Here is a 12370-nt window from a genome sequence, read left to right on the forward strand (position 1 = left end):
CGATTCCGCGTTCCGGATCGTACGATGTTCGGATGAATTTTGCCACCATCAGGCACGTTTTACTCAGGAAATCGCACCTTACAAGTATGGAGAACGATCGCATTAGTCAGTACCGTGGGAGGCTACTGGCTATGCTCCGAGTACAATACCCAGACGTTCTTGCCAAACGTGGCTTCCAGCTCATCCATCCAATGACCGGGGAGCAATATTCTAACGACCGTCGACACCTCATTGCCGCCTGTCGAGCAGTCTCGAACTTCGCACTCGGTACCGCTATCGATGGACCCGATTGGTGTCGTGACGCGGTTAAACACGGTATCCACTTCCTTCGAGAGGCCCATCGCTCTCCTGACGGCGGCTACCATCTCCTTGTTGATAGCGACGGGAAGCCGATCGATCGGACACGTTCGGCGTACGGACACGCCTTCGTCCTACTTGCGTACTCCCGAGCAGCAACCATCGGAATCGATGGGGCCACGTCGGATCTTCGGCGGACACACCAGGTGATCGAGGAACGATTACGGGATAACGAAGGATTGCTTCGAAGTGACTGTGATCCCGACTGGTCCGAATTAGAGGCCTACCGTGGACAAAACGCTAACATGCATGCTTGTGAGGCGTACATCGCTGCATACGAGGCGACCGGTGAGGATCGGTTCCTTGACCGCGCACGCCACATTGCCAAGACGATTACTGTCGATCTTGCAGAAGAGACCGATGGGCTCCTGTGGGAACACTACTCCGCAGAATGGGATCACGACTTCGAGTACAACGCAGATGAGCCGCGCCACCAGTTTCAACCTCCCGGTTATCAACCCGGACATCACGCGGAATGGGCGAAGCTTCTCGGCCTGCTCGACCGCTACAGCGACGACACAGTAGACGGAGACTGGCAGTACGCTCGAGCAGTGGAACTGTTCGACGCTGCTGTCGAAATGGGCTGGGCCGAAGACGGGTTCGTATACACTATCAACAGGGATGGTAAGACGATCGTTCCGGACCGTTATGGGTGGGCACTTGCAGAGGCACTGGGTGCTGCGGCGACGCTCAAGGAACGCGCTGATGCCTGTGGGGTCGCGGACGAACGCGACAGGTTTCGCAACTGGGAACAGCGATTCCTCGAAGAAGTTCCTACATACCGGGGTCCTGCTGGTGTCTGGTACGAGAAGCGGCTCTCACCCGAGAATGGCGGCATACCAGTCGCACCGGACGCGCCGGGCGTTGAACCGGACTACCATCCCGTGAGCGCGTACTATGAAGAGCATCGGTCGACAAGGGAGGTACATCGGCGTGCGTGACGAATCAGGATTCAGATGGGACGTAGAAACGACTCAGAAATCAGAACAGCCTCCCAAGAGCGGACGCACTGTTACAAACGAAATGAACCCGGCCAGACAACGCCCCGCGCATGGTCGGCGAATCGGACTGCGAGGATGCCCTAGCCAGCACCACCGATATGAATCGACTCTTCGCGATTGGATACAACAAGGGATGACTGGTACACTGTCCTCGCTATCATCCACACGACATAGACACCCATGACACTCGAAACGATAGCTGTGACAGGCGGAAACGGTAAGATCGGCTCTGCGATCCTCGAACACGTTGACGAGCACGGTTACGAAACGGTAAACATCTCGCGGGGGAAACAACACGAGGAGATTTCGGATACGTACGTGACGACGGACCTGCTGGACGCTGGCGAGACGTACGGCGCCCTCGCGAAGACAGAGGCCGACGCGGTTATCCACATGGGGACGATCCCTGACCCGTACAGCAATCCCGATTTCCGGGTCTACGAGAGTAACGTGATGTCTGGTGCGCACGTCCTCGAAGCGGCAGACGCACTTGGGTTGGAGTCAGTCTGTCTGGCCTCCAGTATCAACGCGATTGGCAGTGAGCACCAAGAGCGCCCGGCAGACGTACGCTCCATTCCGCTCGACGAGACCCACCCACGAACACCTGACGATCCGTACGGTATGGCCAAACACGCTGTAGAGGTGACTGCGGACGGGTTTGGCCGTCGTCCCTCGACCGACCTGACGATAGCTTCCCTACGGTACCCATGGGTGATGACCGATGCGGAGATGCGCGAATACGTTTTCGAGCCGGACCGTTCGCTTGAGGCGCTCCACGACGTCCATCCGGCCACCGGACGGGAAGTACTATTCTCGTACCTTGCGATAGAGGATGCGGCGTCCATCGCTCGAAAAGCTGTCGAGGCCGATTTCAATGGTCACGAGCCGTTCTGGGCGGTCGCGGGCGACACCACGGCCGACGCGTCGACTCCCGACCTCATATCGGAGTTCTACCCGGAAGCTGACGTACAGGAAATGCCGTCGGGCTATGAGACGATCGTCGACCTCTCGAAGGCCGAGAAGCTGCTTGGATGGAAGCCACAGTGGTCGTGGCGGGACCTGTAGTCTCTGTGACGGTCGTGATGCAGGCCCGGGCGTCGATTCGGGTCCTGATGTAGCGCTATGCGCTCAAGAACCTCACTGCGAAAGAGGTGGAATCAGGTACGATGCGATCTCCACAACGGCCTATGTATGGCTAGTATGTTTAGACGAGTTCAGGTAATAAGAATCGGTAGGGAGGCTATCGTAACACGCTGCGTGTTGCCATTCGCCGGCAATATAGATAGAGTCCAAATGTCATCACTATAATTGACATATCAAAGATAGACATCTGTGGTCCAAACATGTCCCAGCGGTTCATAAATCCAAACGTGATAAAGGTCAAACAAGCTTGGGAAGCAGCAGAAATAAGTGCGAGCCAAACTGCCCAACGGGTCCGCAATAGAAGCAAGATTGGTGCAACCAAGCCGCTTGCAATACCTATCGTCCAGAATATCCGTGGCAGCAACGGGTAATCGGTGAAATAGGCGATTTGGGTAGCCCCATAGTTTTCAGCGCTGAAGTACGCTTCGTTGAGCTCGAGTATCATGAGATAATCATATGCCCCAGCCGCATACAGCAGAATAAAAAATACAGCCACAAACCACAAGTGCCACGGTGGTTTTTTACTATGTCTAGACACGCTTTTCATCTTAGTCAAGTCTATCGTCATGGGAACTTCAGTTCCTTGCTGAAAAGAGTGTGTGCAAGTAGCGTACGAACGAGGAGACTGCCGATCAGGCCAGTCATATCGGTAACAGTAACCGTCTGAGAACTGGCTTCAGTGGTGGGTCGTTGGTTCATATTGGCCTCTGTAACCATACTGTGATGGGAAATACAGTTTCATTAAATCACGTCTAAACATGTTCAGGCTATACCGAATGATTGATACAATCTGCTGCCTAGTCAGTGGCATGCCCGCCATCCGAATGGCAGTTACACCGCCTGTAGAATACCTCACCGAACTCCCTGTCGATAGCTCCACGGCTTCAGTACACATCTTAGCCTTGTGTGATCTCGACGACCGGGCACGGGGTATCTTAGAAATCCGACCACCGGACGATGAATTACAGTCAGTGGTTCGGTTTCTTACATCGCGTGAAGCGATCGTCTCGGCGGAGGTGTTATACGCCGACGCGGACATCGGTCTGATTCAATACACGACGCGGGAGGAGCCAACGGTTTACTTTGCGGCTCTTGAGGCCGGAGCGACGCCAGTCTTCCCGGTAGAGATTCGCAACGGACAGTTGTTGATTGAAGGGTTTATGGCGTATGACCGTCTCTCACGGTTTGAAGAAGCGTTAGAGCAAACTGACGCTCTATGTGATATCCGTTTGATTAAACAACCACCAAACATGGATGCGCTCAAACATTCACCCAACGTGGATGACCTACTCACGGCGCGTCAACAACAGTTCATCCTCGAAGCAGTCAAGTGGGGGTACTACGACACACCCCGGCACTGTACCCTCACCGAGCTAGCGGAGTCACTAAATGTCACCAAAGGAGCTGCGAGTGGTCTTCTCCATCGCGCCGAGGAACAAATCGTCAAAGAGTTCGTTGAGAATCTCTCCGGAACGTCTGTGGAGATATGATATATTCCACGCTCTAAAGTTGACATCTAACCTAACTTCGGAGTATAAACGCAAATAGTTCGCCCCCAGCTTTGATTCTGTTGTACTCTTCCGAAATTATTACTCGCAGCTGTACGCTTTAGGATCAGAGTTGGTATACAAGCCGTATATTATGCTGATAGTTGATATGGTATGGGATTACAGAGAGATGTCGCTCCTCGCAATGCTTCAACCGAGAGAAGCCAGGCTGTTTAGCCAGGCCCGAGTTGGAGATGAATCGCCACCCAATCAGCGAGCTCCCCCGCAGTAAGGACTGGTGGAGCGGTCGTCAGTTCCCGGGAGACGGTGACTTTCAGGAGGACATCCGTGAGCCGCCAGACGTTGTACATCAGAATGGCGAATACGAAGTAGTACAAGCGCAGCGTGTGATCGTTGGAGGATGTTCTCGCGAGGAACTCCTGTTTGATTGAGCGATACTCGGCTTCGATCCACCAGCGGGCGGCGTAGCGCTTTACCCACCATTGTGCTTGGTCGGGGTCGTTAATCCGTTCGTTCGTGATGAACGGCTGTGTGTCGCCAGTTCGTCCTGGAACGAACAGCACTCGACAGTCATGGCTTCCATGTCTGGCTCTGACTGTTGCCTGTTCGACAGCCGTGTCTTGTCCCTCATGATCCATCTGTTCGATATACGTTGTTTCGGGCTCCCGTTCGACCTTGGGAAGGAGATAGGTGACACCTAGATTATCGAGGGTTTGGTAGACCTCCAATGATTCAAAGCTCCGATCAGCAAGGACAAGATCGATCGACACGAACTCCTGTGCTCGTCTGACAAGCCGTCGGACCGTGCGATGATACTGGTGGGGGGAATTGTCATCCCATTCCGAGCTCTCGATGACCGGTTCGACGGCGAGGACGATTGGCGTGCTTTTGCCGCCAGCGACGATGTGGCGAACTTGTAGGCCAACTCCCCCAAGTTATCGGTCCCACTGACTTCACTAGGTAGCTCACCCTCAGCGTGGTAGGGCCAGGTCGTGATGTCGATGGCAACGGTGACGGGCGGTTGGAGGATCTGGAGGTGGTTTACGGCATCGAGTAGGTTCTCGATCGACTGCTCGAACCCCGCTTGAATCTGCTCTTGGGAGTATTGCTTGACCGTCCGGAGGTGGGTATCACCGTGGGGGGTGTAGTCCTCGCCGAAAAACGTCTCCATTCGTGATTGGCCTTGGGGTGTGCCACAGCCACCTAACGCCACCAGTGCCTGGAGTTCGTTGAATCGGCTGTCTGGATACGTCGCGTTCGCCGCGCGCCCGGAGTCGAACGTTCCGAAGACCGTCTCCCGAGCGTGTCGGACGTGCATTCGAATCTGCTCATCGGAGAACTCGCCAACGTGTCGGTCCCGTAGGTCTGACTTCGTCTCGTCGATGTGCTGTGGTGGGCGCAGATCGAGAGCGTCGTCGTTCCCGTAGGCGACATCAAGGAGGCGCTCGCTAACTGAAAGGAGCGTTCGCTTGGCGTCATTTGAGAGATGGATATCCCATGCAGTTGTCAGCGTTTGGCGTGTCGGGGCAGTATTGTAGGGGCCGAACGTCGAAGGATCAAACCCAAGACGAGTCGCTCGTTCGTGGATGGAGAGCCACTCGTAGAGGCCGTTCCACGAAAGCCCAGCGAGTTCACGGCAGAACAAGGCGCGAACGGTCGGTGCAGCATCATACGTAAGTGCCTCAAACCGGTCCTCGTCTACAGCTCGGAGCACTGAGTTAACGTTCATGTGTTGCACAAGGTTGACAAGCGTTGGAGTCGTTTCAAGCCGTTCGTGTGTTTCATCAAGTATATTTTTTCGAGTGTCTACAGAATGAATTGTAATTCCCTACCTATCCTTAACACATATAGTCTTAGTAATATAATATTTCTTTAGATGTGTAAAGATCTGTACCGTACTGACCATAGCTACTGCTAGTAGGATCTCGAGTAAAATTGTGTATTTATTCATCCAGCGACGCCACAGCGACTCGTCGCGGGGGTTGAACCGGGCGGCGTTCACGTGAGCGAGGATGGTGGTGAGACCTGGACAGAACGCACGGATAGCGTTCACGACGACATCCACGAACTCCGGTTGATCGATGCCAGCGAGTATCTCGCCTCAACAGGTGTCGGTCTGTATCGAACGACTGACTGCGGCCGGACGTGGACCCGTCTGGATATGGATGTGAAACAGCGGTACTTCCGTGCCGCTTGTCTCCACGATGGGACTCTGTACGCCTCTGCCGCGTGTGTTCCCCCAAACCGATGGGAGGAGCCCGATGCCAATCCTGCGCTTTTCGAATGTCGAGATGGGGTCACGTTAGAATGCGTCAAATCTCCTGTCCAGAGGAGGTCGTCGTGGGCTGGACCGTCGATGAGAACGACCTAATCGGTGTGACCCACCGGGGAACGGTACTCAGAAAGCAAACAGGTGCTTGGGAGATCGTCGGTCACGTTCCGAATCCAGACACCCTTTACGGTCAGTTCGGAAATCTCATATGGTTCGGTAGATGATATATTCTAGTGTAGTTACCGCTATAGCATCACTGCTGTATAGCTACACACCGCAACTGAAAACGAGTTACCTCTACAGTAGCACCGCTGAGCACTTGATTGCCGCTTGAGACTGCATCATAGACACCCACTTGCAACAGATGTCCAAGATTGTGTGGTTTGCTTCTCTATTAAGCGACAAGCAGATGAAATCATCACTCCAGAAATTACTTGGCCGATCCTCGCACGCAGCCTCACAGCTCACCACTACAAGACCGCGGACACCTACCCGGACTGGCACGACTCTATCCCATTCGAACCGCTCTTCCTTGCTACACTCTGGATCCGCGTCGAAGACCATTCTCCACGACTGTCCCAACTCGCCTTGAGAACGATCCGGAACTTGCAACGGCGTTCGACTTCGACCCGGATTCGATTCCCTCCGAAAGCACGGGAGCCTGCACCGAGATGGTTTGATATGGCGATATACGATTCATTCGTTCCGCGCCATATGTGGACACGGTAGCGGTCCGTGTGGTGGTCTCTGGACAGCCGTATATAAAATAATTATTATATTTACTGTTTTGGTCTGTATCTAGGAATATTATGTATCTATACCGCTATACCGGCAGCGTACTGGCTCCTTCGAGCAGTGTATGCAATCACCGCGTTCGATTTTCTGAGCTTATAAGCTATCAGTCAACGATAAAATGATATCGATGACTACGAACGCATTGGGTTCGGATCGAGTAGGACAATTTAGCGCTCGATCGGACGGTTTTTCTCACTGCATGACGGTAATCGTGGGGAACCTTACGACCAGAATCATCAGCTCCAAGAGAGTTCGTATACATACGCAGACAGGATGCCGGCAACAAGTAGCACACAGCACAGCGGCAGGGGTACGATACACCCTAAACCAGACACCACTCAGCCAACCCATCGGAGTAGCGTCGTTTGAGTCGTGGTGAGCTGATCATCAACGAACGTGACGCGCGTCGAGCGATCAATCTGCCCGTTGGTTCCGTGCTGTGCCACGGGACAGCGGTCATGGATTCCGTCGCTGACGCGTGGTTACCCGTAACCGTGTAGCCGCTCGGGCCCTGAAGACAGAGCATTGCCAACATTCCATGTTTCTGATGGGATAAAACGAGAAGCTACATCTACAGAGGTGGCGTCTGTAAGCGTCTCTAACTACGACGATACGTGATTTAGCGGAAGCTTAATCTACAGGTACAAGTCGTCGTTGTCGAGCCGCTCGTAATATCCACTCAAGAACTGTGAGAACCGCGATTCCAGCGAGTGCGAACAGTCCATACATGATACCGACGTACAGTGCGGAGACACCGACACCCGTCGTCATCCCAAGAATCGCCCAATAGGCGATATAGCAGACGAGGCCGATGATCGGTGCAAGAAGTTCGTACCGTGCCAAGAGAAAGACAGGGCCGCCGACGAGTAGGAAGGTGCCGACGATAGCTATCACCCCGAACTCACTCAAGAAAGCAACACCAGCTAACCCCCACAGGTCAGAGAGACGCCAGACGCTGGTCGCCAGCCCGGCAACTACGAGCGCAGCCATGCTCCCGCCCCACGTGAGGACGGCAATACCGAGCGCACGACGAGTCCGGTCTTTGATCACCATATATAATGATACGTACCAACGTCTGATGGCTTTATCGCAAGCATCCCCCGGCCTCTGGGGCGGCACGGTATGTATGACACCGCTCGCAATCCACCCGACCGACATCCAGTCACACTTGACTACACCCACTCGTGAGCGGGGGCACTGTGTCACGCCATCCGACCCCATATCCTGATAATCCAACACTAAGATAATGAACCGATTACGTCGTCGCGTTCGAGCACCTAACACATTCGCGACTAGACCGGAGCGTCGTGAGGGCACAAGTGGGCGTTCCGACCGCTCTACGAGTATGTCGAGTACACGGCTGAAGTCGTCGGCATCAGGTGGTCTCGCTCCCGATGGGTGGGTGAGTGATGGTAACGACACGAGTGCCACGAACCAAGCGGTGATCGTCGTCCGTGTCGTGGTTGTCAGTGGCTGAGCTCACTGCAAGTGTCAGGTTCATGTGCTCATCGACCCCAGCGAGTGTCCCCTCGATCAGCTGGTCGGCTTTCGTCCGAACGGTGACCCGGCTCCCGACCGTATCTTTGAGGCTGTCCAACGGCGTGGTTGCAGCCGCTTCATCGTTGTCGCTCATAGTTCCTCTCAGAAGAACCCCGCCGTAAGAGTATCGACTGCGAGGTGGGGATTTGTCCGAGAGATCGCTCTTTGGCTCTCCGATGGTCAGTAGTAGATGGCTGTTCATCGTAAGGCCCCAGTAGAAATGGGCCGGCGATCGTGGTCCACTTCCTCGGTGATCAGAAAGCAGGCTCCAATCACTCCGGCTACAGCATCGATACTGCGTCTTCCCGACGAGAGCGACAACGTCGTCCACGACTACCAAGACAAGAACTCCCAAGCGGGTCCAGCGTGGCAGTCGATCCACTACGCTTATCGGCTGCATTGCACTGGAGCTATCTCGAACAGTTTTCATGAGTACGCATTCACAGATATAAAGGCAGCCTCGTCGATAGCTGCGGTGACAAAGACCGACTCCGTTTTCAATGCACGTAACTGAGGGAGAGTATGGGTATCTTAGAGCTTGTCTGCTCTTCGTGTGGGCGGACGTTCACCGATCAGTGGCGGTGTGATTGTGGCGGCGTGCTTGACTTCATCGAACAACCGCATCCAGCCGCAGATCGGCCGGACCCAGGTCAGTTTGATACGCGAGATGGACTCTGGTCGTTCGATATGTTCCTGCCCGTCGAGCAAGGCCCATCCCTTGGTGAAGGGATGACTCCGCTCGTTGCAGCACCAACGTGGAATGCCCAGTACAAACTCGAATACGTCTCGCCGACGGGAAGTTTCAAAGACCGGGGTGCAACCACAACGATCAGTCACGCGATCATGTGTGGTGCAGACCGAGTCGTTGAGGACTCATCAGGGAACGCTGGGGCTGCAATCGCAACGTACGCTGCTCAGGCTGGACTAGATGCTGAGATTTACGTCCCGGCATCGGTCAAGGCGGCAAAACTCAGAGCAATCGAACGAGCCGGTGCGACACCAGTTCGAATCGAGGGGGGGCGCCAAGCCGTGACCGATGCCTGTATCGAAACTGTTGAATCAGGGGATGGGTGGTATGCGAGCCATTCGTGGAGTCCAGCGTTCTTCGCAGGGACAGCGACATTTGCGTACGAAGTTGCGCTACAGCGTGACTGGAGTGTTCCTGATGCTGTCGTGATGCCACTCGGTCACGGAACCCTGTTCCTCGGAGTGTATCGTGGTTTCGAGGCGTTGTTTGAAGCTGGGTGGATTGATTCGGTTCCTCGTCTTCTTGGTGCGCAAGCTGCGGGTTATGCACCGATCGCGGCCGAACTCCACCCGGTCCCTGAGAGTGAGAACGACGTCGCAGACGGGATTCAGATACGAGAGCCGACGCGAAAACGACAACTGCTCGATGCGATCGCTGAGACGAACGGTGACGCAATCGCGATCACGGAGGAGGCAGTGCAAGCCGAGTTGGACCGGCTCCATGCTAACGGATTCTATGTTGAACCGACATCAGCGATCGCTCCTGCGGCACTTACCGAGTATCGAGAACGGGGAACTCTTGGACAAGATACAGATGTCGTTATGCCGCTCACAGGACATGGATTGAAAACCTAACTCGGCGCAGGTGCTTTTTCCCCTGTTTCATCTGCCAATCACTGATAGAGTTCGTGGCGACACATATCACACCTACCGAACCGACCATTACCAGTACTGTCCTCAAAGCGAGTACTGCGGGGACTACGATGTATCCTTCTCGTAGCGGTACCGCACAGCTACCACTCAGCTAGTCTCTAAGTAACCATTGTTGCGTCTAGTAACGGTTGGAGTGTAGTATGAAAGATCGATCATATCGGAGAATACAGGCGCTCGGGACCGTACTCCTGTTGATCATGTCGATGATCGCAGGAGTCAGCGTTGCAGCGGCACCCACGGACACGAACACTGTGACACACATCGATTCGTGTACGACGATCACTCAGCCTGGGCGGTACGTTCTGACGAACGATATCGAGAACAGCCAAGAAACGACGTGTCTCGTGATCCACTCCGATGATGTGATCCTCAATGGTAACGGCCACCGGATCGACGGCGTGGACGCAGAGCCATCAACGGGCATCCTTGTCGAGCCAACCGATGCTGCGCTGTCGAATGTCGTCATCCGGGATGTCGTGGTCACAGACTGGGTCACGGGCATCGAGTTCAGCATGGAGGTCGACAACAGCACTGTCAAGAACACCGTCGTTCGGTCGAATCTAGCTGACGGGATCGCACTGTTTTTCAATTCACGCGATAATAGAATCGTCGACAACACGGCGTCGAACAACGGTAATGCCGGCATTCGAGTCGACAATGCCGCCGAAAATAAGCTATTCGATAACACGGTCATCCAGAACAGGGTGGGGCTTCTCATCATCGAAAGTGGTGGTCATGTGCTTCAGGGCAACATCGCAAAGCGAAACGACGGCGATGGCATCGCACTACTTGACTTCGTCAGTGACACACTCGTTAAGGACAACACCGCGGAGCGGAACAGCGGCGACGGTGTTTCTCTTCAGAGCTCCAGCGAGAACCGCATCAAGCACAACACGATTGCTCGGAACGATGGTAACGGTATCGCGCTCAGCGAGCCGTTCGAACCATCCGAGAACAACATCATCGCGCGCAACGTTCTCACGCGGAACAGCGACAACGGCATCTCCCTCGATGGTGCGAACAACAACACGATCACGCGTAACACCGTGCAACGGAACCAAAACGACGGGATCAATCTCCAACTGTCCCGTACCAATCGCATAACACACAACACGGTGCGTCGTAACGGTGGCGATGGCGTCGTGCTGTGTCGGTCCGACAACAACACCCTCAAACGCAACACAGCGAGCAACAATAGCGACAATGGATTCGTATTGGCCGACGCGAACAACAACGTCCTTAAACGTAATACAGCAGTCGACAACGGCGGCGATCCACTAGTTGTTCGGGCCGACTCGATGGGGAACCAGTTCATCAACAACACCTTCGAGAGCTAACGATACCGGCGGGACGACCCCGTTCCACTCGGTCTAGTAACGATTTTTGAACGGAAGAAGACCGATAAGTTTCCGATCTAAGAGGAAAGCTAGTCACCGATATTTCATCCGTTCACAAGGGAAGGGGAGCCACGTTCGTGGACAGTCATCCAGACGACTGCGTTGGGCGTGCTGTGACCGCTGCTTCCACCTGAAGTGACGTCTCGGGCGTTCCAGATTCTAGATGATACTGTTGTAGAATCGCTGTGAGGACGGGGTCGCCTCTGGGCGGTAAACTGGTCACCAATGCACCGCCGTGGTCCAGTCCCAAACGGAAAATACGCGGGTCGGTCCAGCGTTCGGAATAAAATGCAAGCGGATCCCGATGGACGACCCATTGTGGGAGCACGACGATTGCGCCTGCCGAGATCTGATGGCCTCCTGTTACGATATCGTCTTCTGGTTCGCCGTGGAGACGATTCGTCGGGGGAAAGCCGCATCGTCTCCGGTATTCACGTGGTTAGCTCCTCGCCGAGGCGCTGTTCGACGCTGGGGTAGGTGACAACAGATACAACGCATACGTCAAGATGACGGTGGTCGTCTCGTGTTCAGCAATCAGAAACGTCATCACTTCGTGAACGTCGATACGCCTCTCATCCGACCACTCATCTAACGTTCGTTCGATCATCCAGTCATGATATCCCCGTCCACCGCGATCTGATCGAGTTGGAACGACGGCTGGATGAGGTGTCATTGGGT

Annotated in this window: 11 protein-coding genes; 6 read left to right on the forward strand and 5 right to left on the reverse strand. The window is 54.6% G+C overall.

The window, feature by feature from the left end; genetic code table 11:
• Positions 1-131: 131 nt before the first annotated feature.
• From MW046_RS17990 to MW046_RS18000, 3 genes are all read left to right on the forward strand, one after another.
• On the forward strand, positions 132-1298 hold the full coding sequence (locus MW046_RS17990; RefSeq protein ID WP_247995605.1) for an AGE family epimerase/isomerase: 1167 nt from the start codon (positions 132-134) through the stop codon (positions 1296-1298).
• 240 nt (positions 1299-1538) lie between these two features.
• Entirely contained in the window at positions 1539-2423 is an 885-nt protein-coding gene (locus MW046_RS17995; RefSeq protein WP_247995606.1) for an NAD-dependent epimerase/dehydratase family protein, read from the forward strand.
• An 887-nt stretch (positions 2424-3310) separates the two neighbouring features.
• Complete coding sequence (locus MW046_RS18000; protein WP_247995607.1) at positions 3311-3991, forward strand: helix-turn-helix domain-containing protein; 681 nt, start codon at positions 3311-3313, stop codon at positions 3989-3991.
• 230 nt (positions 3992-4221) lie between these two features.
• Here the strand turns inward: MW046_RS18000 and MW046_RS18005 are convergent, their stop codons facing one another.
• Together MW046_RS18005 and MW046_RS18010 are read right to left on the reverse strand one after the other, a co-directional pair.
• Positions 4222-4779 (reverse strand): transposase, encoded by a 558-nt coding sequence (locus MW046_RS18005; protein WP_368411447.1) that lies wholly within the window; start codon positions 4777-4779, stop codon positions 4222-4224.
• The gene (locus MW046_RS18010) at positions 4707-5738 is read right to left on the reverse strand and encodes a hypothetical protein (protein WP_247995609.1); all 1032 of its coding nucleotides are present in this window, start codon (positions 5736-5738) and stop codon (positions 4707-4709) included. Before MW046_RS18010 ends, MW046_RS18005 begins: the two co-directional genes overlap by 73 nt.
• Positions 5739-6011: 273 nt before the next feature.
• On the opposite strand from MW046_RS18010, the gene MW046_RS18015 reads away from it, so the two are divergent.
• Positions 6012-6380: a WD40/YVTN/BNR-like repeat-containing protein gene (locus MW046_RS18015; RefSeq protein ID WP_247995610.1), complete on the forward strand. Its 369-nt coding sequence runs from the start codon at positions 6012-6014 to the stop codon at positions 6378-6380.
• A 1326-nt stretch (positions 6381-7706) separates the two neighbouring features.
• Here the strand turns inward: MW046_RS18015 and MW046_RS18020 are convergent.
• Positions 7707-8129, reverse strand: a complete 423-nt coding sequence (locus MW046_RS18020) for a hypothetical protein (protein WP_247995611.1) — start codon at positions 8127-8129, stop codon at positions 7707-7709.
• Positions 8130-8451: 322 nt separating this feature from the next.
• Positions 8452-8709 carry an LSM domain-containing protein gene (locus tag MW046_RS19800; protein ID WP_247995612.1) on the reverse strand — a complete coding sequence of 86 codons (258 nt, stop codon included), beginning with the start codon at positions 8707-8709 and terminating at the stop codon, positions 8452-8454.
• A gap of 428 nt (positions 8710-9137) precedes the next feature.
• Here MW046_RS19800 and MW046_RS18030 point away from each other — a divergent pair, with 428 nt between their 5' ends.
• Complete coding sequence (locus tag MW046_RS18030; protein ID WP_247995613.1) at positions 9138-10217, forward strand: pyridoxal-phosphate dependent enzyme; 1080 nt, start codon at positions 9138-9140, stop codon at positions 10215-10217.
• A 218-nt stretch (positions 10218-10435) separates the two neighbouring features.
• The gene (locus tag MW046_RS18035; protein WP_247995614.1) at positions 10436-11632 is read left to right on the forward strand and encodes a NosD domain-containing protein; all 1197 of its coding nucleotides are present in this window, start codon (positions 10436-10438) and stop codon (positions 11630-11632) included.
• A 499-nt stretch (positions 11633-12131) separates the two neighbouring features.
• On the opposite strand, the gene MW046_RS18040 is transcribed toward MW046_RS18035, so the two are convergent.
• Complete coding sequence (locus MW046_RS18040; RefSeq protein WP_247995615.1) at positions 12132-12365, reverse strand: cytochrome P450; 234 nt, start codon at positions 12363-12365, stop codon at positions 12132-12134.
• Positions 12366-12370 lie beyond the last annotated feature (5 nt).

This window comes from Halocatena salina (genome assembly GCF_023115355.1).
In the GTDB taxonomy this organism is placed as follows: Archaea; Halobacteriota; Halobacteria; order Halobacteriales; family Haloarculaceae; genus Halocatena; species Halocatena salina.

Excerpts from the sequence above, each read along its gene's own strand:
- MW046_RS19800 (WP_247995612.1), bottom strand. The coding sequence starts at position 8,709 with ATGAGCGACAACGATGAAGCGGCTGCAACCACGCCGTTGGACAGCCTC.
- MW046_RS18000 (WP_247995607.1), top strand. The coding sequence starts at position 3,311 with ATGCCCGCCATCCGAATGGCAGTTACACCGCCTGTAGAATACCTCACC.
- MW046_RS18035 (WP_247995614.1), top strand. The coding sequence starts at position 10,436 with ATGAAAGATCGATCATATCGGAGAATACAGGCGCTCGGGACCGTACTC.
- MW046_RS18010 (WP_247995609.1), bottom strand. The coding sequence starts at position 5,738 with ATGAACGTTAACTCAGTGCTCCGAGCTGTAGACGAGGACCGGTTTGAG.
- MW046_RS18020 (WP_247995611.1), bottom strand. The coding sequence starts at position 8,129 with ATGGTGATCAAAGACCGGACTCGTCGTGCGCTCGGTATTGCCGTCCTC.
- MW046_RS17990 (WP_247995605.1), top strand. The coding sequence starts at position 132 with ATGCTCCGAGTACAATACCCAGACGTTCTTGCCAAACGTGGCTTCCAG.
- MW046_RS18030 (WP_247995613.1), top strand. The coding sequence starts at position 9,138 with ATGGGTATCTTAGAGCTTGTCTGCTCTTCGTGTGGGCGGACGTTCACC.
- MW046_RS17995 (WP_247995606.1), top strand. The coding sequence starts at position 1,539 with ATGACACTCGAAACGATAGCTGTGACAGGCGGAAACGGTAAGATCGGC.
- MW046_RS18040 (WP_247995615.1), bottom strand. The coding sequence starts at position 12,365 with ATGACACCTCATCCAGCCGTCGTTCCAACTCGATCAGATCGCGGTGGA.